The 25,564-nt window shown below is 74.7% G+C and carries 20 protein-coding genes and 1 tRNA gene; 5 read left to right on the top strand and 16 right to left on the bottom strand.

All coding sequences use genetic code 11. The features are described from left to right. Positions 1–54: 54 nt before the first annotated feature. Genes CRP29_RS10125 through CRP29_RS10100 form a run of 6 tightly spaced genes read right to left on the bottom strand, consistent with a single transcriptional unit; the run spans position 55 to position 8,049 of the window. Positions 55–1,200 (bottom strand): nitronate monooxygenase, encoded by a 1,146-nt coding sequence (locus tag CRP29_RS10125; RefSeq protein ID WP_097194960.1) that lies wholly within the window; start codon positions 1,198–1,200, stop codon positions 55–57. Positions 1,201–1,245: 45 nt separating this feature from the next. Next, the gene (locus CRP29_RS10120; RefSeq protein WP_097194959.1) at positions 1,246–2,022 is read right to left on the bottom strand and encodes a TIGR03084 family metal-binding protein; all 777 of its coding nucleotides are present in this window, start codon (positions 2,020–2,022) and stop codon (positions 1,246–1,248) included. Between the two features lie 31 nt (positions 2,023–2,053). Next, positions 2,054–2,671 carry a TetR/AcrR family transcriptional regulator gene (locus tag CRP29_RS10115; protein ID WP_097194958.1) on the bottom strand — a complete coding sequence of 206 codons (618 nt, stop codon included), beginning with the start codon at positions 2,669–2,671 and terminating at the stop codon, positions 2,054–2,056. After that, complete coding sequence (locus tag CRP29_RS10110; protein ID WP_097194957.1) at positions 2,668–4,440, bottom strand: acyclic terpene utilization AtuA family protein; 1,773 nt, start codon at positions 4,438–4,440, stop codon at positions 2,668–2,670. Before CRP29_RS10110 ends, CRP29_RS10115 begins: the two co-directional genes overlap by 4 nt. Continuing rightward, on the bottom strand, positions 4,433–6,412 hold the full coding sequence (locus tag CRP29_RS10105) for an acetyl/propionyl/methylcrotonyl-CoA carboxylase subunit alpha (protein WP_245852716.1): 1,980 nt from the start codon (positions 6,410–6,412) through the stop codon (positions 4,433–4,435). The genes CRP29_RS10110 and CRP29_RS10105 overlap by 8 nt, the downstream gene beginning before the upstream one ends. Further along, positions 6,409–8,049 carry an acyl-CoA carboxylase subunit beta gene (locus tag CRP29_RS10100; protein ID WP_097194956.1) on the bottom strand — a complete coding sequence of 547 codons (1,641 nt, stop codon included), beginning with the start codon at positions 8,047–8,049 and terminating at the stop codon, positions 6,409–6,411. The genes CRP29_RS10105 and CRP29_RS10100 overlap by 4 nt, the downstream gene beginning before the upstream one ends. 99 nt (positions 8,050–8,148) lie before the next feature. Between CRP29_RS10100 and CRP29_RS10095 the strand changes: the two genes are divergently transcribed. Together CRP29_RS10095 and CRP29_RS10090 are read left to right on the top strand one after the other, a co-directional pair. Beyond that, on the top strand, positions 8,149–8,604 hold the full coding sequence (locus tag CRP29_RS10095; RefSeq protein ID WP_097194955.1) for a MarR family winged helix-turn-helix transcriptional regulator: 456 nt from the start codon (positions 8,149–8,151) through the stop codon (positions 8,602–8,604). Beyond that, positions 8,601–9,353, top strand: a complete 753-nt coding sequence (locus CRP29_RS10090) for a dienelactone hydrolase family protein (RefSeq protein ID WP_097194954.1) — start codon at positions 8,601–8,603, stop codon at positions 9,351–9,353. Before CRP29_RS10095 ends, CRP29_RS10090 begins: the two co-directional genes overlap by 4 nt. 21 nt (positions 9,354–9,374) lie before the next feature. On the opposite strand, the gene CRP29_RS10085 is transcribed toward CRP29_RS10090, so the two are convergent. Then, positions 9,375–13,607, bottom strand: coding sequence for an alpha-(1->3)-arabinofuranosyltransferase domain-containing protein (locus CRP29_RS10085; RefSeq protein WP_097194953.1), 4,233 nt, complete (start codon positions 13,605–13,607; stop codon positions 9,375–9,377). Positions 13,608–13,982: 375 nt separating this feature from the next. On the opposite strand from CRP29_RS10085, the gene CRP29_RS10080 reads away from it, so the two are divergent. Together CRP29_RS10080 and CRP29_RS10075 are read left to right on the top strand one after the other, a co-directional pair. Next, positions 13,983–14,894 (top strand): glycosyltransferase, encoded by a 912-nt coding sequence (locus CRP29_RS10080; RefSeq protein WP_101541085.1) that lies wholly within the window; start codon positions 13,983–13,985, stop codon positions 14,892–14,894. Further along, entirely contained in the window at positions 14,891–16,345 is a 1,455-nt protein-coding gene (locus CRP29_RS10075) for a glycosyltransferase family 4 protein (RefSeq protein WP_097194952.1), read from the top strand. The genes CRP29_RS10080 and CRP29_RS10075 overlap by 4 nt, the downstream gene beginning before the upstream one ends. A 98-nt stretch (positions 16,346–16,443) precedes the next feature. On the opposite strand, the gene CRP29_RS10070 is transcribed toward CRP29_RS10075, so the two are convergent. Continuing rightward, positions 16,444–16,517: transfer RNA gene (locus CRP29_RS10070), tRNA-Pro, on the bottom strand. Positions 16,518–16,732: 215 nt separating this feature from the next. Between CRP29_RS10070 and CRP29_RS10065 the strand changes: the two genes are divergently transcribed. Next, positions 16,733–18,886: an MMPL family transporter gene (locus CRP29_RS10065; protein ID WP_097194951.1), complete on the top strand. Its 2,154-nt coding sequence runs from the start codon at positions 16,733–16,735 to the stop codon at positions 18,884–18,886. Positions 18,887–18,937: 51 nt separating this feature from the next. On the opposite strand, the gene der is transcribed toward CRP29_RS10065, so the two are convergent. The 8 genes from der to CRP29_RS10025 form a co-directional block, all read right to left on the bottom strand. After that, positions 18,938–20,284, bottom strand: coding sequence for a ribosome biogenesis GTPase Der (gene der / locus CRP29_RS10060; RefSeq protein ID WP_097194950.1), 1,347 nt, complete (start codon positions 20,282–20,284; stop codon positions 18,938–18,940). Beyond that, complete coding sequence (cmk, locus tag CRP29_RS10055; RefSeq protein ID WP_097194949.1) at positions 20,281–20,994, bottom strand: (d)CMP kinase; 714 nt, start codon at positions 20,992–20,994, stop codon at positions 20,281–20,283. Before cmk ends, der begins: the two co-directional genes overlap by 4 nt. Continuing rightward, complete coding sequence (gene aroH / locus CRP29_RS10050) at positions 20,991–21,353, bottom strand: chorismate mutase (RefSeq protein ID WP_097194948.1); 363 nt, start codon at positions 21,351–21,353, stop codon at positions 20,991–20,993. The genes cmk and aroH overlap by 4 nt, the downstream gene beginning before the upstream one ends. Positions 21,354–21,468: 115 nt before the next feature. Continuing rightward, positions 21,469–22,329: a pseudouridine synthase gene (locus tag CRP29_RS10045; RefSeq protein WP_217991528.1), complete on the bottom strand. Its 861-nt coding sequence runs from the start codon at positions 22,327–22,329 to the stop codon at positions 21,469–21,471. Between the two features lie 72 nt (positions 22,330–22,401). Beyond that, positions 22,402–23,268, bottom strand: coding sequence for an SMC-Scp complex subunit ScpB (gene scpB / locus CRP29_RS10040; RefSeq protein ID WP_097194947.1), 867 nt, complete (start codon positions 23,266–23,268; stop codon positions 22,402–22,404). Next, entirely contained in the window at positions 23,265–24,098 is an 834-nt protein-coding gene (locus CRP29_RS10035) for a segregation and condensation protein A (protein WP_097194946.1), read from the bottom strand. The genes scpB and CRP29_RS10035 overlap by 4 nt, the downstream gene beginning before the upstream one ends. A 26-nt stretch (positions 24,099–24,124) precedes the next feature. After that, entirely contained in the window at positions 24,125–24,643 is a 519-nt protein-coding gene (locus CRP29_RS10030; protein ID WP_097194945.1) for a hypothetical protein, read from the bottom strand. Beyond that, the gene (locus CRP29_RS10025) at positions 24,640–25,545 is read right to left on the bottom strand and encodes a ParA family protein (protein WP_097194944.1); all 906 of its coding nucleotides are present in this window, start codon (positions 25,543–25,545) and stop codon (positions 24,640–24,642) included. The genes CRP29_RS10030 and CRP29_RS10025 overlap by 4 nt, the downstream gene beginning before the upstream one ends. Between the last annotated feature and the right edge of the window lie 19 nt (positions 25,546–25,564).

Genomic DNA, 25,564 nt, shown 5'->3' with positions numbered 1-25,564 from the left:
CGCGAGATCGCCGATCTCGTCGCGGTACGGGGGCGGGCGGACCGCCCGGTGCGCTCAGCTCTCGACGAAGCGGTTCAGCCGCTCGACGGCCTCGACGAACTCCTCGACCATCTCGAGGACGACGCGACGCGAGGGGCGGACCGTGCTCATGCTCGCGCTGCCCACGATCTGGCCGACGAAGTAGGTCGCCAGGTCGTTCGCCGGCGTGCCGGGCGTGCCCGCGACCCGGTTGATCCGCGCCTGCGCCTCGCCGACGAGCATCGGCTGCAGCGGCATGGGCAGCGTGCCGGGGCCCTCGGCGGACTCCCACTCCTCGGTCCACGGGCTGCGCAGCATCCGCGCCGGCTTGCCGGTCATCGACCGCGACCGGACGGTGTCGCCGAGCCCGGCCCGCAGGAACTTCTCCTTGACCGCCGGGTTGGTCTCGGCCTCCTCGGTCGTGAGCCAGACCGAACCGCACCAGACGCCGTCGGCGCCCAGCGCCATGCCGGCGGCGAGCTGCCGGCCGCGGCCGATGCCACCGGCGGCGAGGACGGGCAGCGGGCCCACCGCGTCGACGACCTCGGGCACGAGGACCATCGTGGCGATCTGCCCGGTGTGCCCGCCGGCCTCGGTGCCCTGGGCGACGACGAGGTCGGCGCCGGCCGCCTTGTGCTTGATCGCGTGCTCGACCGAGCCGGCCAGCGCGGCCACCGGGATGCCGGCGCCGTGCGCCCGCTCGATGAAGTGCGGCGGCGGCGGGCCGAGGGCGGAGGCGACGAGCTTCGTCTTGTGCGCGAACAGGACGTCGAGCAGCGGCGCCATGCTCTTGGGGTCGACCCGCATGCCGCCGACGCCGGAGCTGCGGCCGCCGGTCGGGGTGTCGGCGGGCAGCGGCGGGATGCCGTAGCGATCGAGCAGCCCGTCGAGCCACTGCCGGTGCCCGGCGGGCAGGAGGTCGCCGAGCGCGGCGCGGTCCAGGCCGCCGGACTCGGAGCCGGCGAACTTCTCCGGCACGAGCAGGTCGACGCCGTAGGGCCGGCCCTTCACCTCCTCCTCGATCCAGGCGAGGTCGATGTCGAGCTGCTCCGGGGTGTGCGCCACGGCGCCCAGGACGCCGAGCCCGCCGGCGTTGGTGACGGCGGCGACGACGTCGCGGCAGTGGCTGAAGGCGAAGATCGGGACGTCGATCCCGACGAGTTCGGTGGCGGCAGTGCGCACGGGGGTGCCTCTCTCTGGAGTGGGTCGAGGGGTCGGTCGGGGAGGTCAGGAACGGCCGCCGGGCGGCGGGCCGTCGGTCGCGCCGCCGGCGAAGGCCTGCGCCTTCTCCATCCAGTCGCGGGCGGCCGCGCCGTGCGTCTGCAGGGCGGTGTCGTCGACGTGCCGGCGCTGGGTGACGACCAGGCAGAAGTCCAGGGCCGGTCCGCGGACGGACTGCGCCGCGTCGTCGGGGCCCCAGCGCCAGACCTCGCCGGAGGGGGCGACCAGCTCCAGGCGCACGTCGGCGGCGGGCAGCTCCTCGCGGCGGTTGGCGTAGGTCCACTTCCGCGTGATGAACCCGATCTGGCAGATGTGCCGCAGCCGGTCGGTCGGCTCCCGGGTCGTGCCGACGGCGTCGACGACGTCCTGGCCGTGCGCCCAGGTCTCCATGAGCCGGGCGGTGAGGAACGAGCGCACGCTCATCGACGGCCCGTACCAGGGCGCCCGGCCCTCGGGGTCGACCTGCCGCACGACGTCGAGCAGGCGGGACCGGTTGGCCCGCCACGCGGCGAGCAGCTCGGTCGGCGCGAGGTGCCGGTGCAGCGTCACGCCGTCCATGTCCTCGAGCAGCGGGCCGATCGAGGCGGCGAACGCCGCCTCGTCGGTGAGCGCCAGCACGGCGGCGCCGTCGAAGTAGGTGAGGTGGCCGACCTGGTCGGCGACGGTCCAGCCCGGGCTCGGCGTGGGCGTGGCCCACTGCTCGTCGGTCAGCCCGGCGAGCACGGCGTCCAGCGCCTCGTGCTCTGCGGCCAGGTCGGCGGCGACCGCGGCGACGTCGGTCATGGGGTACGTCCTTCCACGTGGGCAGAGCCCTTCATCGAGACAAGCCCTTCAGGATGATGTCGACCGCCTCGTCGGCGGCCTGCTGGGGCGAGCTGCGCAGGGTGCGCGCCACCTCCGGGTCGGCGAAGCTGCGGCCCAGGCCGGCGAGCACCCGGGCCACCGCCGCGGTGTCGACGTCGGTGATGTCGCCGCGGGTGACCGCGGTGTCCAGGAGGATCCGCGTGACGTCGATCAGGTACTGGTTGTGGCTGTCCACCAGCGCCCGCACCGCCGGCACGGTGTCGAGGTCCCGCGACCAGGCGTGGGTCGCGCGGCCGACCGCCACGTGCGCCGCCCGCAGGTAAGCCCGGATCGCGTCCAGCGGCGGCATCCGGTCGGTGAGGATCCGCTGGGCGTTCCCGCCGATCCGCCACAGCTGCCGGTCGACGACCATCAGGACCAGTGCGTCCCGGCTCGGCGCCAGCGCGTAGAGGGTGCGCAACGAGCACCCGGCCCGGGCCGCGATCTCGGCCATCGTGAGCTCGGCGAAGCCGTCGCGGAACATCGCGTCGAGCTGCCGCAGCACCTCGCGCTGGCGCTCGGTGAGCTGCTCCTCCCGCTCGCGGTCGAGGACCGGCCGCGGGCGCTCGACGGTGGCGAGCGTGCTCACGGCCCCTCCCCGACCAGCGCCACCGGGACGTCGGCGTGCCGGGCGCGCAGCCACTCCCCCAGGCTCTTGGCCTGCCCGTCCTGGCGGGTCGAGGCGGCGACGCCCTCGTCGAGCAGCCCGTGGACGACGAAGTTGAGCGAGCGCAGCGCCGGCAGCCGGTGCCGGTCGATCCGCAGCGGCGCGGTCTCGGGCAGCAGCGCGGTGAGCCGCTCGGTCGTGAGGAAGCCGTCCAGCCACGCCCAGGCGGCGTCGGTGCGGGCGAACACGCCGAGGTTGGCGTTGCCGCCCTTGTCCCCCGACCGCGCGCCGACGACCAGGCCGAGCGGCACCCGCCTCGTGGGACCGGCAGGCGCCGGGGCCGACGGGCCGGGCAGCGGCTGCACCGGGGCGGCCGGGGTGGCCGGCGCGGTGGAGGGCACGACCGTCGTCGGCCCGCCCAGGACGGTCACCTGCTGGGGCACGAGCTCGGCGGGCACGACCGCCGGCCGGTAGACGCCGTAGGGGCGGGCGTCGCGCCCGCCGCCCCCCACGCCGAAGAACCCGGGGATGGTGGCCAGCGCGAGCTCGGTCATGGCCGCGCCGACCGACCGGCCGAGCTTGCGCTCGTCGGCGTCCTTGAGCGTCAGCCGCCAGACCGCGACGGCCTCCTCGTTGGTCGCCGGGTCCTCCTTGTCGGTGCGCACCAGCGTCGTCGTCACGTCGGCGAAGTCGGCCGGCCCGTAGGGGCACGCGGCCCAGAAGGCCTCCTCGACCAGGGCGGCCTTGGCCTCGACGTCCAGCCCGACCAGCGCGACGCCGAGGTCGGTGCGGAACCCGCCGAGCGAGTTCATCGCCACCTTGAGCGTCGACGGCGGCGGTTCCCCCTTCGCGCCGCTGATCCGCACCCGGTCGGGGGCGACCTGCTCCAGCGCCACGGTGTCGAAGCGCGCGGTGACGTCGGGGCCGAGGTAGGCCGGGGCGCCGATCTCGTAGAGCAGCTGGGAGGTGACCGTGCCGATCGAGACCTGGCCGCCGGTGCCGTCGTGCTTGCCGATGACCGAGGCACCGTCGCCGCCGATCTCGGCCCACGGGAAGCCGGTGCGGGCCATGCCCGGCACCTCGGTGAAGAAGGAGTAGTTGCCGCCGGTGGCCTGGGTGCCGCACTCGATGACGTGCCCGGCGACGACGGCGCCGGCGAGGGCGTCCCAGTCGTCGCGCGCCCAGCCGTGGTGCCAGGCGGCCGGGCCGCAGACGATCGCGGCGTCGGTGGTCCGTCCGGTGATCACGATGTCGGCGCCGGAGTTCAGCGCGTCGACGATGCCCCAGCAGCCGAGGTAGGCGTTGGCGCTGATGAACCGGGAGGGGTCGCCGAGCGGCGCCCCGGTGTCGAGGTGCGCCAGGTCCACACCCGCGGCGACGAGCTCGTCCAGCCGGGGCAGCAGGTCGTCGCCGCTGACGTAGGCGATCGTCGGAGAGAGACCGAGCTGTGCGGCGACCTCGGCGACGGCCTCGGCGCAGCCGGCCGGGTCGAGCCCGCCGGCGTTGGCGACGACCTTGATGCCGCGGTCGAGGCAGGTGCCCATGACCTGCTCCATCTGCGTCACGAACGTGCGGGCGTACCCGCCGCCGGGCCGCGACGCGCGGCTGCGCGCCAGGATCAGCATGGTCAGCTCGGCCAGCCAGTCGCCGGTGAGGACGTCGATCGGCCCGCCCTCGACCATCTCGCGGGCGGCGGAGAGCCGGTCGCCGTAGAACCCGGAGCAGTTGGCGATCCGCAGCGGCTCAGGCATCGGGGGCCCCTTCGTCCGTCGTGGCCGCCTCGGGCTCGACGACGAGGAGGACGGCGCCGTTCTCGACCTGCTGGCCGGCGGCGACCCGCACCTCGCCGACCACGCCTGCGTAGGGCGCCCGCACGTGGTGCTCCATCTTCATGGCCTCGAGCAGCACCAGCGTCTGCCCGGCGGTCACCCGGTCCCCCACCGCGCAGCGCACGTCGAGGACCACGCCGGGCATCGGCGCGACGAAGCCGCCCTCCACGCCGGCCGCGCCGGGCGGCACGAACCGCGGGACGACGGCGAGCTCCACCGTGCCGCGCGGGGTCTGGACGTGCAGCCGCTCGCCGTCGGCGGTGACGGTGCAGCGCGCCCGGTGCCCGGCGAGCTCGACGTCGATGCTCCCCGGCGACCAGGCGTGGACGCGGGCCGCCCCCAGGTCGCGCACCGCGAACGTGCCGTCCCGGAGCGCGCGGTAGCGGACCTCGACCTCGTCGTCCCGGTGCCGGAAGCGCACCGACGTGTCGGGCAGCCGGGCGTTGCGCCAGCCGGTCGGCACCGCCCGCAGCACGCCGGCCTCCGCGCGGTTGCGGCCCTGCAGCCACAGCGCCGCGGCCGCGGCCACCCGGTGCAGCGCGTCGTCGTCCAGGGCGAGCTGGGCGGCCGGCGCGTGGCGCTCGATGAAGTCGGTGGTCGTGTCGCCGTCGAGGAAGGCCGGGTGCCGGAGGACGGCGGCGAGGAAGTCGCGGTTGGTGGTCAGCCCGCCCAGGTGCAGCCGGGTGAGCGCCAGCGCGAGCCGGCCGGCCGCCTCCCGCCGGGTCGGTGCGTGCGCGATGACCTTGGCCAGCATCGGGTCGAAGCTGACGCCGACGACGGAGCCCGCCTCGACGCCGGAGTCCCACCGGACGGCGGGCTCGGCGGCGGGGGTGAACGCCGCGACCGTGCCCGTGGCCGGGAGGAACCCGGCGGCGGGGTCCTCGGCGTAGAGCCGCACCTCGATGGCGTGGCCGGTGAAGGAGACGTCGGCCTGGGTGCGGTCCAGCGGCTCGCCCGCGGCGACCCGCAGCTGCTCGCGGACCAGGTCGATGCCGGTGACCTCCTCGGTGACCGGGTGCTCCACCTGCAGGCGGGTGTTCACCTCGAGGAAGAAGAACTCGCGGGTGTCGTCGTCGACCAGGAACTCGACCGTGCCGGCGGAGCGGTAGCCGAGCGCGCCGGCCAAGGCCAGCGCCGCCTCGCCCATCGCCGTCCGCAGGGCATCGTCGACCACGGGCGACGGCGACTCCTCGACGATCTTCTGGTGCCGGCGCTGGATCGAGCACTCGCGCTCGCCCAGGTGCAGCAGGTTGCCGTGCTCGTCGCCGAGGATCTGGATCTCGACGTGCCGGGCCCGGCGCACGTAGCGCTCGAGGAACACCCGGGCGTCGCCGAAGCCGGACAGCGCCTCGCGCTGCGCACCGGCGACCGCCTCGGCGAGGTCGGCGGCGGACTCCACGACCCGCATGCCCTTGCCGCCACCACCGGCGGCGGCCTTGACCAGCAGCGGGTAGCCGACGGCGGCGCCGTCGCGCGGGTCGTCCGAGGACGGCAGGGTCGGGACGCCGGCGGCGACGGCGGCCTTCTTCGCGGCGAGCTTGTCGCCCATCGCCGCGATGACCTCGGGCGTGGGGCCGACCCAGACCAGGCCCGCGGAGAGGACGTCGGCGGCGAAGCCGGCGTTCTCCGACAGGAAGCCGTAGCCGGGGTGGATCGCGCCGGCGCCGGTGGCGCGGGCGGCGGCGATCACCGCGGCGCCGTCGAGGTACCCGGTGTCGAGCCGGACGGCCTCGTCGGCATCGGCGACGAACGGGGCCCCGGCGTCGGCGTCGACGTAGACGGCGACGCAGCGGTACCCCATGGCGCGCGCGGTGCGGAACACCCGGCGGGCGATCTCGCCGCGGTTGGCGACGAGGACGGTGTCGAAGGCCCTGACATCCAACGACGCGGTCACAGCCGGAACACCCCGAACTGCTGCGCGCCCTCGACGGGCCCGTTGGCCACGAACGACAGGCACATGCCGAGCACCGTGCGGGTGTCGCGCGGATCGATGATCCCGTCGTCGCTCACCGCCCCGGTGGCCCGCAGCGCCAGCGAGCCCTCCTCCTGGCCCGCCTCCACCATCGCCACGATCTGCGCGTCCTCCTCCTCGTCGAAGGGCACGCCCTTGCGCAGCGCCTGCCCGCGGCGGACCTGCGACATGACCCCGGCGATCTGCTTGGGGCCCATGACCGCGATCTTCGCCGTCGGCCACAGGAAGGTGAACCGGTTGCCGAAGGCCCGGCCGGACATGCCGTAGGTGCCGGCGCCGTAGGAGGAGCCGATGATCACCGTCAGGTGCGGCACCGTCGAGTTCGTGACGGCGTTGAGCATCTGGCTGCCCTTCTTGACGATGCCGGCCGCCTCGAAGTCCCGCCCCACCATGTAGCCGGTGATGTTCTGCAGGAAGACCAGCGGCACGTCGATCCGGTTGCACAGCTGGATGAAGTGCGCCGCCTTCTGCGCCGAGTCGGGGTGCAGCACGCCGTTGTTGCCGAGGATGCCGACCGGGTAGCCGTGGATCGACGCCCACCCGCAGACCAGCGTCGGGCCCCACCGGGGCTTGAACTCCTCGAAGCGGGAACCGTCGGCCACCCGGGCGACGACGTCGCGGACGTCGACCGGCTGGCGGAGGTCGCGGCTGACCAGGCCGAGCAGCTCCTCGGGGTCGTGCACCGGCTCGTCGGCGGTCAGCGAGGGCTCGGGACCGGCCTTGCGCCAGTTCAGGTGCGAGACCGCCTCGCGGCACATCCGGATGGCGTCCAGCTCGTCCTCGGCAAAGTAGTCCCCCAGACCCGAGACGTCGGCGTGCAGCCGGGCTCCTCCGAGGGTCTCGTCGTCGCTCTCCTCGCCGGTGGCCATCTTCACCAGCGGCGGGCCGGCGAGGAACACCTTCGACTGCTGGTCGATGACGACGACGTAGTCCGACAGCCCCGGCTGGTAGGCCCCGCCGGCGGTCGAGGACCCGAACACGACGCAGACCGACGGGATGCCCAGCTTGGACAGCTCGGTCATCTCGTAGAACTGCCGGCCGCTCTCGGCGAAGTGCGAGGTCTGCGCCGACCGGCCGCCCCCTCCCCCGCCGGGCCGCAGGTCTGCGCCGGCGGACTCCACGAAGCTGACGTAGGGCATCCGGTTCTCGCGGGCGATCTCCAGCGCGCGCGCCCACTTCTTCAGCGCGTACGGGGTCAGCGCGCCACCGAGGACCGTCGGGTCGTTGCCCATGACGACGCACTCGACGCCGGCGATCACGCCGACCCCCACCACCATGCCGCCGCCGGCCGTGTAGTCCGAGCCGTAGGCCGCGAGCGGGCTGATCTCGAGGAACGGGCTGTCGGGGTCGAGGGCGTGCGCGATGCGCTCGCGGATCGGCAGCTTGTCCCGCTGCCGCAGCCGCTCGGTCGCCTTCTCCCCGCCGCCGGCGGCCGCCTGGTCGAGCAGCTCGTCGAGCGTCGCGAGCTGCTCGAGCATGTCGGCGCGGTTCTGCTGGAAGCTCTCGCTCCCCGGATCGACCGACGACGGGAGCGGTGGGGCGAGCAGCGAGCGGGCCATGCGGCGAACGTAGGGCGGTAATCCCGGCGAGTCAACGTTACCGCCAGCCGTGTCGGAAGCCATTGACAGGCTGCTTGTCATGTTGACAGGCTCTCTGTCGTGACATCAGCCGACCCCGCCTACCAGGTGCTCCTCCAGGTGCGCCCGCTCTACCAGGCGTCCGAGCGCGCCGTGAGCGACGCCCTCCGGGGCACGGACCTGACGGTTCCGCTGCGTGCCGTGCTGGAACTCGTCCTGCACCGGGGAGCCGCGACCGTGCCCCAGGTGGCCCTCGAGTTCGGGGTCACGCGGCAGAGCATCCAGGCGCTCGTCGACGCCGGAGCAGCCCTCGGGCTCCTCCGGTTCGAGGACAACCCCCGGCACCGGCGCTCCCGCCTCGTCACGGCGACCGAGCACGGCGAGCAGACGTTCGCCGAGGTCCACCGGCGGGAGCTCGCGAACCTCGACCGCGTCGCCGCCGACCTGGACGCCGACGACCTCGCCCGGTGCGCCCGGGTCCTCGCCGTCCTCACCGACCGCCTCCGCCAGATCCCCGCCACCGAGGAGCACCCGTGAACCAGGCCCCCGACCTCATCGTCCCGACCGACCTCGTCGACCCGCTCGACCCCACCGACCTCGTCGACCCGCTCGACCCCACCGACCTCGTCGACCCGCTCGACCCCGGGGGCTTCGACCTCTACCTGCCCGGGCACGGTGGGCGGCCGCCCGTCGTCGTCCTGGTGCACGGGCTGTTCCCGGAACCCCCACCGGTGAGTCCCCGTCGGACCCCGTTCTTCCGGGCCTACGCCGCGCAGCTCGCCTCCCGGGGCACGGCGGCGGTGGTGCTGGACCACGAGCTGACCGGCGGCATGCGCTATCCGGAGGCGTCCGCGACGCTCGACCGCGTGCTCTCGGCGGTGCGCAGCAGCGGCGAGGTCGACGGCGACGCGGTGGGCGTCTGGTTCTTCTCCGGCGGCGGCCCGCTGGCCTACCCGGTCCTCGCCGCCGGGCACGAGTGGCTGCGGTGCGTCGCCCTGACCTATCCCCTGCTGCCCACCGAGGACATCCCCGGCTGGCCTTCCCTGTCCGACGCCCTGCGCGGGCTGGGGAACACCCCGGTGGTGCTCACGCTCGTCGAGAACGAGCTCCCCGCGTTCGTCGCCGGCCAGCAGGCGCTGCTCGCGGCACCGCCGCCCGGGCTGACGACCATCGACGTCCCGGGGGCCGAGCACGGCTTCGACACCGGCCCCGCCACGGAGCACGGCCGCGCCGCTGTCCTCCGGGCACTGGACGCCGTCACGGGGCAGCTGGTCGGAACGCCCTAGGACCGCGGCTCCTCGGCACCGTCAGGTCCGGCTCGGTTCGCCGGCGGCCCACCGCAGCCACGAGCGGACCCACGGCGGCACCGCGGGCACCGGGAGCACCCCGGCCACGACCGCGCCGAGGGCTACGACGGCCAGCACCTGGCGGGCCGTCCCCGACTCCCCCGGGGAGACGAGGAGCAGCACGCCGGCGGCGGCCGTGGTCGCGGCCGCCACGCCGGCGAGCACGAGCGGACGGTGCGCGCGCAGCGGCGCCGTGACCGCCCAGAGCAGCACGACCGCGCCGATCCCGACCGCGCCTCCGACGAGGGCCATCCCTCCGAGGGCGGCGAGGACGAGCAGCCCGGCACCGATCCGGGACGCATCGCGGTGCCCGCCGCCGTCCGGGCGCACGCGGCCGGGCCGCACCGGCAGGACCGCCAGCACGGCGAGCAGGGCCACCGCCGCGGCTCCTCCGGCGAGCGCCGTCCGGTAGATCGTCCCCGGGGCGAAGTCGATGCGGACGGTGCCGGCCGTCCCGGCGGGGAGCACGTACCCCTGCTGCCAGCCGTCGACGGCGACCGACACCAGGCGCCGCCCGTCGAGGGTGGCGGTCCAGCCGGCGTTGGTGTTCTCCGGGACGACGAGGAGCGTGTCCTGCTCGCGGGCTCCGACCTCCACGGTCCGGTGCTCGGCGTCCCAGCGGCCCACCGCCGCCGGCTCCCGGACGACCGGGGCGGTGCTCGCCGCCCCGTCGACGCGGACGAGGGTCGCCGAGTCGACGGCCAGTGCGGCCGTGTGCTCCGCGGTCAGCCGGTGCGGGCCGGTGGTCAGGCGGAACGCGCCCGCGTCCTCGCAGATTGACACCGGGATCCTCCGCAGCTCCTGCAGCGCCCCGAGGGTGGTCTCGATCCGGGTCGACATCTCTCGGCCGTCCACCAGCAGCGCCGGCCCCTCGCCGCACGGGAGGACGACGGGGGTGTCGGCGGGAGCGGGCACCCGGGGCCCGCCGATCTCCACCTCGCTGACGCCGATGCCCAGCGGCAGCGTCCACTGGAAGTACGGGTCGAAGGACATCCCCCGTCCGGCCGACGCGAGGGTGAGCTCGAGCCGGTCGGTGACGACCGGGTCCACCCGCGCGGTCCCGTCCTCGGCGAGCGGGACCGTGCTCGACGACCCGCCGCCGTCGATGGTGACGGTGTCCGGTCGCAGCGCGGCCACCCGCGGGTCCGAGACGACGCGCAGCACGTCGACCGTGCGCGGCTCGGGCCAGCTGAGCACCAGCGTGGGCTGCTCGTCCCCCGGGCCCGCCAGCCAGGACGTGCCCGGATCGCCGTCCACGGCCGCTGCCGCACCTCCGCGTGGGTCGAACACCTCGACGCTGGTGGCACTCGCCCGCACTCCGCCCCGGGCGGTCGCGAGGAGGTCGTCGAGCGCGGGGCCGGGACGGGGCACGGCCGTGAGCGCGAGGTCGTGGTCCGCCTCGACGGCCACCGTGAACGTCCGGTCGAGCGCCCCGGGCTCCTCGGTGACGGTCACCAGCTCGCCGGCGCAGCGGACCGGGCCGTCGGCGGCGGCCGGCAGGCAGCCGGGGCGGCCCGGCGGCGCGTCGAACGCGTAGACGTCGGCCGCGGTCGACGGGGTCGGTGCGACCACGGTGCGGTCGACCTCCACCCCGGGGAGGGCCACCTCGGTCAGCACCAGGAACGGGGAGCGCGCCCCGGTCGTCGTCGCGCTGATCGTGAGCGTGCGCGACGGGCCCTCGGGCAGGGCGAGGGTCTGCGGTTCCCCGGTGTCCGCGACCCGCGCCACCGTCGTGCCCGCGTCGGTGGTCAGCCGCAGCTCCGCCGGCCGCTTCCCGGCCAGACCGCCGCCCAGGACGACGGTCACCTCCGCGGCGTCGAACGGCTGGTCGGTCGTGAGGCGCCACCAGTCCGGCCGCGACCGGTCGGCGCCGGCCGCCGGCTCCCACGCGGTGAACAGGTCGGAGTCCACCGCGGCCCAGGGCTGGGCCGCGGGCCGGCTGCCGGTCAGCCCGGCGATGTCCGACGCCGAGCTCGACGCGGTGGGGGTTCCGCCCACGTAGTCGACGACGCTCCGGGCCTGCGCCAGGCCGGGGAACGGGTAGTCCGCGACCGGCTGGTCCTCGACCGGCGGCGCATCGGCGGTCAGGCCGCCGGAGGTCGCGCCGGTCAGCCGGCCGAAGTCCCGGTCCCGGCGCAGCAGCGCGTCGGTGACCATCGTCGATCCGGTGCCGACCGACGACTCCCCGGCGAGCAGCACCGGGCGGCCGGTCACCAGCCCCCTGTCCTCCAGTGCGAGCACGGCCTCGGGTCCGCCGTGGACGGTGACGGCCGAGGACAGCGGTGCCGTCCACGCCCGGGGCACGGGATCGGCCACCGCGTAGACCTCGACGGCCGGCGCCGGCTCACCCAGCCCTCCGTCGAGGACGGTGCCCGGCGGCAGCTCCACCTGCGGATGGTCCTCGCCGAACCCGGCCGCGAGGGTGATGCCCGGGGAGCCGAGCAGGGTCCGGCGCACCACGGACGACCGGGTCGAGGCCGTGTCGGCGACGTCGAGGTCGTTGCGCAGGACCAGGTGCGAGATCCCGGCCCGGGCGAGGTACCGGGCGAGCCCGGCGGAACCCTCGCCGCGCGCGAGCTGCCGCTCGACGGCGTCCAGCATCCGGATGTGCGCCTCGGGCGTCAGCGGGATGGCGGAGCGGACCTCCCAGGGCGACTCCGCCAGCGGCTGGAGCGGCTCGTCGACGGTCCTGCCCCACTCGTAGCTGCCGAAGGACGACCCCGGGACCAGGAGCGCCCGACCGGTGGGCTGCTGGGCGGCGAGGAAGTCCGCCGTCTCCCGCCAGTGCGCGGGGATGTCCGCGAACCCGGTCGGCGGCGTCAGCCGGCCGGCCAGCGCCGGGGACGCCGTTCCGGCCACCGCCAGCACGACCGCGGCGAGGACGACGCCTGCGCCCGCCCGCTTCGCCCGGGCTAGCGCGACCCCCGTGCCGGCCCCGCCCGCCCCACGCACCACCCGGACGAGGACGGCGAGCAGGTGCGCCAGCCCGAGCGCGAGCGGCAGGCGCAGCACCGGGTCGAACTTGTGGACGCCGCGCAGCGGGGCGAGCGCGCCGTCGAGCGCCTCGTGCAGCGGGCCGGCCCAGGCACCGTCGACGGTGGCCAGGTGGCCCATGGACACCAGTCCGACACCCGCGAGCAACCCCAGGACCAGCCAGGTCCGCTCGGGCAGGTCGTGCCGGGTGAGCGCCACCAGCCCGGCGAGGACGAGCACCAGGGTGGCCGCGATCGGCAGGGCGTCCTTGAGGAGGGACCAGCCGGCCGGCAGGTAGGGACCCGACGAGGGCGAGGCCAGCTGGGCGATCCAGTACGTGGTGCCGCGCAGCACGCTCAGCACGTCGGTGGGCGCCGTCGTCGTCGCCGCGGTCTCGACGTAGTCGAAGACGGGGATGCTGTAGCGGCCGAGCAGGAGCAGCGGTACCGCCCACCAGAGCGTGGCCAGGCCCACGCACAGCGTCCACCACCCGACCAGTCGGCGGCGGAGCGGGCCGGGAGGTCGCGTGACCAGGTAGAGGGCCGCCAGCGGGAGGACGGCGGCCGTGGCGACGGCGTTGACCCCGCCGACGCAGAACACCGCGAGCCCCGAGAGCGCCGCGGCCCGTCGCGGCGACCCGTGCCGCGACATCCCGGCCAGGGGCACGAGGACCCACGGGGCGAGGGCCATCGGGGTGACCTCGACGGAGGTGGCGGACAGGACCGAGAGCATCCGGGGCGCCAGGGCGTAGGCGATGCCGGCGAGCAGCGCCGTCGCCGGCGTGCCGATGCGCAGCCGGCGGGCGAGCAGCACCACGCCGAGGAAGGCGGTGCACATGAGCGCCGCCAGCCACAGCCGCTGGACCACCCACATGGGCAGGCCGACCAGGTGCCCGACCGCGAAGAAGGGGCCCATCGGGAAGAAGTAGCCGTAGGCCTGGTACTGGAGCTGCCCGGCGAACCCTTGCGGCTCCCACAACGACAGGGCCCGCGTCAGGAACGCGAGCGGGTCCACGACCAGGTCGAGCTTGGTGTCCCCGACGAGTTCGCCGGGCGACTGCGCGAGGCAGAGGACGACGAACCCCAGGCAGACCAGCCCGGGCCCCGCCGCGCTACGGAGCCGCGCCCGCCCTCGTGCTCCCGACCGGGTCGGAGCAGTGCCGGGGGCGTCCTCGCCCGACTCCCCCGGGACGACGGGAGTTCCGGCGACGGTCGCCGTCATCCAGAGCCGGAGGGAGCCCGCATTTCCTCCGGCGCGCCCCACATGCGGCGCACCCTGGCAGCCGGTCGGAGGAATCGTCAAGCAGACCAATCTTCCGGGTGACGGCGACCATTCCGGCCTATTCCGTTCCGCTCATTCTCCCGGAGCGCACTCTTTCGGGAATCGGTGCAGTCGCGCATTGTGCGGGTTGACCGGTGGCGAACAGCGTTCCATAGTGACGCCCCGCCAGCGCATTTATCCGAGCACGCTCCGAGTGCGTTTCCGGCACCGAGAGGAGCACAGGGACGTGACGAGCCAGCCGCGCGCCCGGCTCCGGGGCTCCGCCCACCGGCCGTCGCGGCCCGGCGCAGCAGGGTGCACGGACGGGGGCCTCCGATGACCCTGGTCGAGCCGGTCGTGGGCGGCCTGGTGCCCCCCGAGCCGGTCGGCGGCCCGGTCGGTGACCCGGCGACGGCGCAGGTCGAGCGACCCGTGCTCGTCCAGCTGCGGGGGCCGCGCGACGGCGGGTCGGGAGCCGAGCGCCCGGCGGCGCCTCGCGCGCCCGGGCCGGGCGTCGACCTCGAGATCGCGATCCCCGCCTACAACGAGGCGCTGCGCCTGCCGGAGACGCTGCGCCGCACCGTCGACTTCCTCCGCGACCAGCCCTGGTCCTCCCGCGTGGTCGTCGTGGACAACGGCAGTTCCGACGGGACCGCCGACGTCGTGCGTGCCTTCAGGGCGGCGACGGACGAGGCGGCGACGGACACGGCGGTGCCGGTGGAGCTCGTCGGCTGCGCGCGGCCCGGGAAGGGCGCGGCCGTCCGGCGCGCGCTGCTGCGCAGCCGCGCGCGCTTCGTCGGCTTCTTCGACGCCGACCTCGCCACTCCGGTCGAGACGCTGTGCACCGTGATGGGGCACCTGGAGGCCGGCGCGGTGGCGGTCGTCGGATCCCGGTACGCCCCCGGAGCCCGGCTCGTCCAGCACCAGCCCACCACCCGGCGGCTCGGTGGCGCCGCGTTCCGCGCGGTGTCCCGCAGCGTCGTCCCCGGGGTGCACGACACCCAGTGCGGCTTCAAGTTCTTCGATCGCGCCGCCCTCGTGCCGGCGCTGGTCAGCTGCCGCACCACCGGCTTCGCCTTCGACGTCGAGCTGCTGCGACACCTGCAGAACGCCGGCGCGGAGATCCTGGAGGTCCCCGTCGCGTGGAGCCACGCGGACGGCTCGTCGTTCTCCCCGCTGCGCGACGGGGTGTCCGCCTTCCGGGCCGTGCTGCAGTTCCAGCGCGTCGCGGCCGGGCGCGTGTCGTGACGAGCCACTCCGAGCTGCTGCGGGGCTCCCGGATCCTGGTCCTCAACTGGCGCGACATCCGCCACCCCCTGGCCGGCGGCGCCGAGCAGTACATGCACGAGATCGGCACCCGCTGGGTGCAGGCCGGCGCCCAGGTCACCTGGCTGACCTCCGCGGTCCCGGGGCAACCGGAGCACGAGCGGCTGGACGGGATCCACTTCCTGCGGGCCGGGAACGCGCTGTCGGTCTTCTCGCACACCGCCGCGCGCGGAGCCCGCGCCCGCGGGCACTTCGACGCCGTCGTGGACTGCCAGAACGGGACGCCGTTCTTCGCGCCGCTGTTCGCCGGGCGGCGGACGCCGGTGGTGCAGCTCGTGCACCACGTGCACCAGGACCAGTTCTCCACCCACTTCTCCCCTCCCCTCGCCGCCCTGGGCCGGTGGCTCGAGGGCCCCGCTGCGCGCCGCGTCTACCGGGATCGGCCGATCGTCGCGGTCTCGCCGTCCACCCGGCACGAGCTGCGCGCCAGGCTGGGATTCCGCGGACCGATCCACGTCGTCCCGAACGGGACCGTGGTGCCACCGCCGGAGCGCAACCGGCGCGCCGCCGAGCCGACCATCACGCTGGTGAGCCGGCTCGTGCCGCACAAGCGCATCGACCTGCTCCTCGGCCACCTGCGCACGGTGGCGGAGGCGATCCCGGCCCTGCGCGTCGACATCGTCGGCGACGGGCCGGACGGAGCCCGGCTGCGGAGCCTCGTCGACGAGCTGGGCATGCAGGCGACGGTGGCCTTCCACGGGCGCGCCTCCGACGACGTCCGTGACGAGCTCCTCTCGCGGGCCTGGCTGACGACCTCCACCTCGCAGGCGGAGGGCTGGGGCTCCTCGGTCCTCGAGGCGGCCGCCCGGGGGGTGCCGTGCCTGGCCCTGCGCGTGCCGGGTGTCCGGGACTCGGTCCTCGACGGCGAGACCGGATGGCTGGTGGACGAGCCGGGGCGGCTCGGTGCGGCCCTGACCGGCGCCCTGCGCCGCCTGGCCGACCCGGTGCGGGCCGGGCAGATCGCCGAGACCTGCCGGGCGTGGGCCGGGTGCTTCTCCTGGGACCGCAGCGCCGACCTCCTCGCCGGCGTCCTCCGCGCGGAGATGGCCCGCATGACGGCCGTCGCCGACGGCCTCTCGGCGGAACGGCGGGAGGCCCGTTCCGACATCGCCGTCATGGCCGTCGTCCCGCGCCGGGCGACCGGGCTGTCGGCTCAGCTGCGGGCGACCGACGAGGTCGTGCAGAGCGAGGACCGCACCGCGGTCGTCCTGAACGGCTGCGACGAGACCGCCGGCGTCTCGGTGATGACGCGGCTCGGCATGCGGCCGCTGTCGATGCAGCTGATGGACAACCGGCTCCTGCTGGCCGGCCCCACCACTCCGCAGGAGTCGTCCGACCCGGCGCTCGGTCAGCTCGGGCTCACCAGCGCCTGACCGGTCCCGGGCGGCTGCGGACAACTGGCGCCCTGCGAACGACTCAGGGGCCGCTCCCGGTCTCCCGGAACCGACCCCTGACCAGCACGTACCTTCTGTCGGGCTGACAGGATTTGAACCTGCGACCCCCTGACCCCCAGTCAGGTGCGCTACCAAGCTGCGCTACAGCCCGCGCGCCTTCCGCTTCCCGGGAACGAACCCGGGCGCGCGACGACCGCCCCGGAAGATTACCGCACCACCACCCGCCGTCCGGCGGCCCCCCGCTCAGTTCCGGGAGCCCACGGCGTCAAACCCGGTGACACCCGACGACGACGGTGCCAACCTCTCCGCAACGGGCCGTCGCCGTCCTCCTCGACCAGGGCACCGAGGTGCCGGAGGGACTCCGTCATGGGCAGATCGTTCGCGTCGCGCGTCAGCCACCGCCGCTTCAAGTGGGTCGTCCTCGTCTTCTGGCTGGTGCTCGCCGCGGCCTCGGGGCCGCTGGCCGGCGGCCTGACCGACGAGCAGGACAACGAGGTCTCCTCGTGGCTTCCCGCGGACGCCGAGTCCACGCGCGCGATCGAGCTGCAGGCCGAGCTGGGCTCGGACCCCGACGTCATCCAGGCGGTGGTCGTCTACGAGCGCACCGGCGGACTCACCGATGCCGACCTCGCCGCCGTCGAGGCCGACGCCGCCGCCTTCAGCCGGCTCGAGGACCTCGACGGCGAGATCACCGGCCCGATCCGCTCGGAGGACGGCGAGGCCGTCCAGCTCGTCGTGCCGCTGAACATGGGCGACGAGGGGTGGGAGGCGATCGCGCCGCTGGTCGACGACCTGCGCGCCGAGGCCGCCGACGCCCCCGACGGCCTGGAGTCCTGGATCACCGGCCCGGCGGGCAACGCCGCCGACTCCTCGGAGGCGTTCGAGGGCATCGACGGCGCTCTGCTGTTCGCCGCCCTGGGCGTCGTGATCCTGATCCTGCTGGTCACCTACCGCAGTCCGATCCTGTGGATCCTGCCGATCTTCTCCGCGGTGGTGGCGCTGTTCTGCTCGCAGGCGCTGATCTACCTGCTCGCCCGCCACGCCGACCTCACCGTCAACGCGCAGAGCGCGAGCATCCTCACCGTGCTGGTCATCGGCGCGGGCACGGACTACGCGCTGCTGCTGGTCGCCCGCTACCGGGAGGAACTGCGGCTGCACGCCGACCGGCACGAGGCGATGACCGAGGCCGTCCACCGGGCCGGGCCCGCCGTGCTCGCCAGCGGTGGCACGGTCGTCCTCGGCATGCTGTGCCTGGCCTTCGCCGACATGAACTCCACGGCCGGGCTCGGCCCGGTCGCCGCCATCGGCGTCGCCGTCACCCTCGTGGTGCTGATGACGCTGCTGCCCGCCCTGCTGGTCATCTGCGGCCGCTGGGTCTTCTGGCCGGTGCGGCCCGCTCTGGGCAGCCCCGAGCCGAGCGCGACCGGGATGTGGGCCCGCATCGGCGGCCTGATCGCACCCCGGCCCCGTGCCGTGTGGGTGGTCACCAGCGTGCTGCTCCTCGTCGGCGGCATCGGGATCTTCGGCCTGGACGCCAAGGGCCTCTCCCAGGCCGACGGGTTCCGCGGCACGCCGGAGTCCATCGTCGGCGAGGAGGTCGCCGCCCGGCACTTCCCCGCGACCGCCGGCAACCCGGTGTACGTCCTCACCACCGCCGCGGACGCCGACGAGGTCGCGGACGCCGTCGCGGCGACCGACGGCATCAGCGCCGTCGCCGAACCGGAGGTCACCGGGGATGCCGCGCTCGTCGAGGCGACCCTGGCCGACCGCGCGGACAGCCAGGCCGCCTACGACACCATCGACCGGCTGCGCGCCGGGCTCGACGACGTCGGGGACGGCGAGGCGCTGGTCGGCGGCAACACCGCCGTCAACCTCGACGTCCAGGACGCCGCGCAGCGGGACAACCGGGTGGTCATCCCGCTGATCATGGGAGTCGTCCTGCTGGTGCTCGGGCTGCTGCTCCGGGCGGTCGTCGCCCCGGTGATCCTCATCGCGACCGTCGTGGTCTCCTACGGCGCCGCGCTCGGCATCAGCGCACTGATCTTCGACTGGACGCTGGGCGTCGGGACGACGGACAGCTCGTTCCCGCTGTTCGTGTTCGTCTTCCTCGTCGCCCTGGGCATCGACTACAACATCTTCCTGATGACCCGGGTGCGGGAGGAGACGCACGACCACGGCACCCGGCCGGCGGCGCTGATCGGTCTCGCGGCCACCGGCGGGGTGATCACCTCGGCCGGGCTGGTGCTCGCGGCGACCTTCGCGGTGCTGGGCACGCTGCCGCTGACGTTCCTCACCCAGCTCGGCATCGCCGTCGCGCTCGGCGTGCTGCTGGACACCCTGGTCGTCCGGTCGGTGCTGGTCACCGCGCTCACCCTCGACGTGGGCCGGTGGATGTGGTGGCCCAGCCGGCTGGCGCAGCGTCGCGACGAGCCGGAGGGCACCGGGGGCAGCGAGGACGTCAGGGTGCCGTCGCCGCGCACCCGGCAGGACGCCCTTCAGGACGTCCGACCGCGGACCTGACCGACGGGAGGGCCGGTACGCCGGCCCTCCCGTCGGTCAGCTCTGCCCCACTCAGCTCTTCTTGGCGTCCCGGTCGCGGCCCTCGCGCACCTTGACCGAGACCTCGATCGGCGTGCCGGCGAAGCCCCACTGCTCGCGCAGCTTGCGCTCGAGGAACCGCCGGTAGCCGGCCTCGAGGAAGCCGGTGGAGAAGACGACGAACCGCGGCGGGCGGACGTCGGCCTGCGTCACGTACTTGATCTTGGGCGCCCGTCCGCCGCGCGCCGGCGGCGGGGTCTCCTGCACCAGCGCCCGGATGAACTGGTTCAGCTCGGCGGTCGGCACCCGTTTCTCCCACGAGGCCAGGGCCCAGCGCAGGTGGTCGGCGAGCTTGCCGACGCCCCGGCCGGTGGTGGCGGAGATGTTGACCCGGGTGGCCCACTTGATGCGGGCCAGGTCGCGCTCGATCTCGCGCTCGAGCTGGTCGTGCCGGTCCTCGTCGAGGGTGTCCCACTTGTTGAAGGCGATCACCAGGGCCCGGCCGGCCTCGACGACCTGGGTGATGACCCGCTGGTCCTGCTCGCTGATGACCTCGTCGGCGGCCAGCAGGACGACGGCGACCTCGGCGGCCTGGATCGCGGCCTCGGTGCGCAGGCTGGCGTAGTACTCCATGCCGCTGGCGGTGTTGACCTTGCGGCGCAGCCCGGCCGTGTCGACGAACTTCCACTCCTCGCCGCCGAGGGTCACGATCGAGTCGACCGGGTCGACCGTCGTCCCGGCGACGGAGTCGACGACCGAGCGCTCCTCCTTGGCCAGCCGGTTGATCAGGCTGGACTTGCCCACGTTCGGGCGGCCGACGAGGGCCACGCGGCGCGGGCCCTCCTCGTGCTCCTGCTCGCGGGGGGCCTCGGGCATCGCGTCCAGGATCAGGTCGAGCAGGTCACCGCTGGAGCGCCCGTGCAGCGCGCTGACCGGCTGCGGCTCCCCCATGCCCAGGCTCCACAGCTCGTGGACGTTGCCCTCGCTGCGCTCGTCGTCGACCTTGTTGGCGACCAGGATCACCGGCCGGTCACTGCGCCGCAGGATGCGAGCCGCGGCGAGGTCGGTGTCGGTCGCGCCCACCTGGCTGTCGACGACGAGGACGATGACGTCGGCGGTCTCCATGGCGAGCTGCGCCTGACGGGTGATCGACGCGCCCATGCCGACGGCCTTGGGGTCCCAGCCGCCGGTGTCCATCACGGTGAAGCGCTTGCCGTTCCACAGGGCCTCGTAGGAGATGCGGTCCCGCGTGACCCCGGGGACGTCCTGCACGACCGCGGCGCGGCGGCCCAGGATGCGGTTGACCAGCGTCGACTTGCCCACGTTCGGGCGGCCCACGATGGCGACGACGGGCAGCGGCCCGTCCTGCTTCTCGGTCACGTTCGGTCCCCTGTCACCAGCGCGGCCTGAGCCAGCGCCACGATGCGGTCCACCACGGCCTGCTGGCTCAGCTCACTGCTGTCCACGACCACGGCGTCCGCGGCCGGTCGCAGCGGGCTGTCCGCCCGGCTGCTGTCGTACTGGTCCCGGCGGCGCAGATCCGCGGCCAGGTCGTCGATCTGTGCGGCCTCGGTGAGGCCGAGCTGCCCGGCCCGGCGCTGGGCGCGGACCTCGGGCGCCGCGGTCAGGTAGACCTTCAGCGTCGCGTCGGGCAGGACGACCGTGCCGATGTCGCGCCCCTCGACGACGACGGCGTCGGCCGCCCCCACGAGGTCGCGCTGCTGGGCGACCAGCTGCCGGCGCACGGCCGGCACCGCGGAGACCGCGGACACCGCCCGGGTGACCTCGGCGCTCCGGATGCGGACGGCGACGTCGGCGCCGTCGACCTCCACGCGCTCCGTCCCGGCCTCGGTGCCCACCTCGATGCGGGCGGCGGCCACGGTCCGGGCGACGGCCTCGGCGTCGCCGGGGTCGATCCCGGCGTCCAGGACGGCGACCGTGGCCGCGCGGTACATCGCCCCGGTGTCCAGGTAGGACGCGCCCAGCCGGGCGGCGACCCCCCGGCCGACGCTGGACTTGCCGGTGCCCGACGGCCCGTCGAGGGTCACCGCGCCCCGGAACGGGTGCTGCTCGGGCGTCGGGTCGGTCACTGGGCGATGTCCCGGCGCAGCGCGGCGGCACCGCGCAGGTAGACGTGCTGGATCTCCGAGCGCGGCCGCGGGGTCTCCACGTGCGCCATCAACCGCAGCACCCGCGGCAGGGCGTGCGGGACGGCGATCTCGGTGGCGCACATCAGCGGCACGTCACCCATGCCCAGCTCGCGCGCGGCCAGCGCCGGGAACTCCGAGACCAGGTCGGGCGTGGCGGTGAACACGATGCTGATGACGTCGTCGTGCTCCAGCGCGTTGCGCTCGAGCACGGTGCTCACCAGCTCGCGGGTTGCCTCGAGCACCTGCTCCCGGTCGTCGGCCTCGACCTGCGTCGCGCCCCGGATGGCTCGGACGGCCATGCACACTCCTCGTTCGTTCTCTGCGCTGCACCGGCGCCCGGATCGCCGGGGGCCTCGATCGAGTCTAGGGAGCCTCCGCCACCGGTCCCCCGGAACGCCGCTCCCCGCCCGGGACCTACAGCCCGACGAGCTCCGAGAGGGTGCCGAGCTCCTGCCGGCTGAGCTTGCGGATCGTGCCGGAGCGCATCGCGCGCAGCTCGATCGGCCCGACGGCGGTTCGGGTCAGCCGGGACACCGGCAGCCCGACCTCGGCCAGCAGCCGGCGGACGATGTGCTTGCGGCCCTCGTGCAGCACGACCTCGACCACCGACTGGCCGGCGTGGGTGTCGACGACGCGGAACGAGTCGACCTTGACCGGGCCGTCGTCGAGGTCGATGCCGCCGCGCAGCCGCTTGGCCATGTCACGGGGCACCGAGCCCGACACCTGGGCCAGGTAGGTCTTCTGGACGCCGTAGGACGGGTGGGCCAGCCGGTGGGCCAGCTCGCCGTCGGTGGTGAGCAGCAGCAGGCCCTCGGTGTCCTGGTCCAGCCGGCCGACGTGCACCAGGCCGGGGGCCAGGTCGCCCACCATGTCGCCGACGGTCGGGCGGTTGCGGTCGTCGCTCATCGCGGTCAGCACGCCCGGCGGCTTGTTCATCGCGTAGGTGACCCGGTCGTCGCGGATCTCGACGCGGACGCCGTCCACGGCGATCTTGTCGCGCGTCGGATCCACCCGCATGCCCTGCACCGTGACGACGGCGCCGTTCACGCTGATCCGGCCCGCGTCGATCATGTCCTCGCTGACCCGCCGGCTGCCGACCCCGGCACGGGCCAGGACCTTCTGCAGCCGCTCCCCCTCGCGGTCGTCGCCGTCGCCCTCGGGCGCGCGGTCGCCGGGGTGGACAGGAGCCAGCTCCATGTCCTCGGACCAGCCCTCGCCTGCGGAGATGGGGACGTCATCGTTCGGGGTCTCGTCGTTCGGGGTCGCAGCGCTCATCACCGCCCAGTCTCCCACCTCGCGGGCCCGGCGACCGCCACCCGGCCGACGGCTCCCTCGCGCGGGGGTGGCTCAGCTGTCGGGGTGCTCGTCGAGGACGGTGGAGGTCTCCGGCAGCAGCGGGGCCAGTTCGGGCAGGTCCGCGAGGCTGGTGAGCCCGAGCCGTTCCAGGAACAGCGGCGTCGTGGCGTACAGCCCTCCCCCGCTGTCGGGGTCGCTGCCCACCTCGGAGACCAGCCCGCGGCTGATCAGCGTGCGCATCACGCCGTCGACGCCGACCCCGCGGATGGCGGCCACCCGGGCACGGGTCACCGGCTGCCGGTAGGCGATGACGGCGAGGGTCTCCAGCGCGGCCTGGGTGAGCCGGCTGCGCTGGCCGTCCACGAGGAACCGCTCGACGACGCCGGCGTGCTCCTCGCGGGTGTAGAGCCGCCACCCCTCCCCCACCCGGCGCAGCGTGATCCCGGCCGAGCGCGCGTCGTAGCCCGCGGCGAGCTCGGCCAGCCCGGTGCGGAGCTGGATCAGGTCGCAGCGCAGCGCCCCGGCGAGGGTGACCTCGTCGACCGGGTCGTCCATGACGAACAGCAGCGCCTCCAGCCCGCCCCGCAGCTCGTCCGGGTCGAGCAGCTCCAGCGCCTCGGGCACCTGCTCGGGTTCGGCTCCGGTTTCGGGTTCGGGTTCCGGGGCGGGCGCCGTGGCCGGGGTGTCCCCGTCGTCCTCCAGCGGGACGGGCGCGACCTCCGGCTCCTCGACCGGCAGGTCCGAGACGCGGGCGGCCAGCTCCGCGGCGACGGCGTCCCACGCGGCGGGGTCGTCCTCGCCGCGACTCGCGGCCACCTCGCGGGTCGCCGCGAGCTCGGCGGCCAGCGCCTCCCAGGAGATGGGGGCGGGCTCGTCGCGCGGGCCTGGGTCGCCGGGCCGGTCGTCGTCGCTGGTCACGAGTACTCCTCGTCGAGGTCGTCGGGGGTGCCGGGGCCGGGCAGCGCGCCGTCCACGTCGACCGCCTCGCCGGAGGCCTCCCGCCCGGTCCAGCGGACGTGCAGGTCACCGAGCGGCGTCAGCTGCTCGAAGGTCACCCGCTGCTGCCGGTAGAGCTCGAGCAGCGCGAGGAACCGGGCGACGACCTCGAGGGTGTGCGAGCAGTCGGCGGTCAGCGCGCGGAAGGAGACGGTGCCGGCGCGGGCCAGGTGGTCGCGGACGACCATCAGCTGCTCGCTCACGCTGACCGCCGGGGCGTGCAGGTGCGCGACGCCGACCGTCTCCACCGGCTTCGGTGCCAGGGCCCGCGCGGCGAGGGCGGCGAACTGCTCGGGGGTGACGTCCAGGCGCACCTCGGGCACGAGGTCGGCGAAGCGCGCCTCGAGGGCCACCGCGCGGGGGAACCGGCGGGACGCGTCGGCCTCCCGCTCGCGCAGGAAGGCCGCGGCAAGCTTGTAGGCCTTGTACTGCAGGAGCCGGGCGAAGAGCAGGTCCCGGGCCTCGAGCAGCTCGAGGTCGTCCTCGTCGTCGACGTCGGCGGCCGGCAGCAGCCGGGCGGCCTTGAGGTCGAGCAGCGTGGAGGCGACGACGAGGAACTCGCTGGCCTGGTCGAGGTCGAGCTCCCCGCCGAGCGCGCGCAGGTGGGCGATGAACTCGTCGGTGACCTTCGACAGCGCGATCTCGGTGACGTCGAGCTTGTGCTTGCCGATCAGCTGCAGCAGGAGGTCGAACGGCCCCTCGAAGTTGGTCAGCTTGACGGTGAAACGCGCGGTCTGCGGCGCCTCGGTCACGACGGCAGCCTAGGCCCGCCGGGTGCTCATCCCTTGAGCCGGCGGACCAGCACGGAGTCCTCACCGCGGTCGGCGAGGTCGGCGAGGATCACCGAGATCGCCTCCCGGACGATCCGCCCGCGGTCGGCGGCCAGACCGTGCTGGCCGCGCAGGGTCAGCCGCGCGGTCTCCAGCTGCATCAGGTCGTCGGCCGAGATGTAGACGGTGATCTTCTCGTCGTGCTTGGTGCGCTCGCGGCCGCGCGCCGGGCGGCCCCGGGTCGGCACACTCGGCCGGAGCACCGGAGCCGGCGCGGGGGCGCCGCGGAAGGCGGCGAGATCGTCGTCGGCCGTGGCCGCACCACCCGGGACGAGGGTGAGCGGGCTGGCCGCGGCGGGCTCGGCGGCCGGCTCCTCCGCCCGGCGGCCGGCGACCGCGCCGCGCAGGGCCGGCGAGCTCACCGTGCTGCTCAGGCTCGGCAGCTCGGTCACCTCCGGCAGGGCGGAGGCGGAGTCGGTGCGCCGGAACAGCTCGGACGCACCGGGCAGGACGGGGCGTCGGGTCACAGCGCCAGCACCTCCTTGGCGAGGTCGCGGTAGGCCGCGGCACCCGAGGACGTCGGCGCCCAGGTGGTGATCGGCTGCCCGGCGACGGTGGTCTCCGGGAAGCGGACGGTGCGCTGGATGACGGTCTGGAAGACGGTGTCGCCGAAGGCCTCGACCACCCGGCTGAACACCTCCTTGCAGTGCACGGTCCGGGAGTCGTACATCGTGGCGAGGATGCCGGAGATCTCCAGCTGCGGGTTGAGCCGCTCCTTCACCTTGTCGATCGTGTCGACCAGCAGCGCCACCCCGCGCAGCGAGAAGAACTCGCACTCCAGCGGGATCATGACGCCCTGCGCGGCGGTCAGGGCGTTGACCGTGAGCAGGCCCAGCGAGGGCTGGCAGTCGATGAGGATGTAGTCGTACTCGTCGCGCACGTCGGCGAGCACGCGGAGCAGGGTCTGCTCACGGGCGACCTCGCTGACCAGCTGCACCTCGGCGGCGGACAGGTCGATGTTGCTGGGGACCAGGTCCAGGCCGGGGACGTCGGTGTGCACCCGCACGTCGCGCAGCGTGGTGTTCCGCTCCATCAGGGCGTTGTAGATGGTCCGGTCCATGTTCTGGGCCGGGATCCCGAGCCCGACCGACAGGGCACCCTGCGGGTCGAGGTCGATGAGCAGCACCTTGCGGCCGAACTCGGTCAGCGCGGCACCCAGGTTGATCGTCGACGTCGTCTTGCCGACGCCGCCCTTCTGGTTGCACATCGCGATGACGCGGGCCGGACCGTGCTCGGTCAGCGGCTTGGGGTCCGGCAGCCGACGCTGCCGGGCCCGCGCGGGGTCCTGCCGCGAGGCGGCGGCACCCATCTCCGGGTCGCCGTCACGCGGGCGCGCGACGGCGTGGGCCGCGTCCGCTCGGATCGCCATGGGTCTGTCGCCTCCACCT

The sequence above is a fragment of the Blastococcus aggregatus genome (assembly GCF_900221005.1).
Classification (GTDB): domain Bacteria; phylum Actinomycetota; class Actinomycetes; order Mycobacteriales; family Geodermatophilaceae; genus Blastococcus; species Blastococcus aggregatus.
Note: the sequence above shows the minus strand (reverse complement) of the source record. Positions and strands in the feature narration are given on the sequence as shown.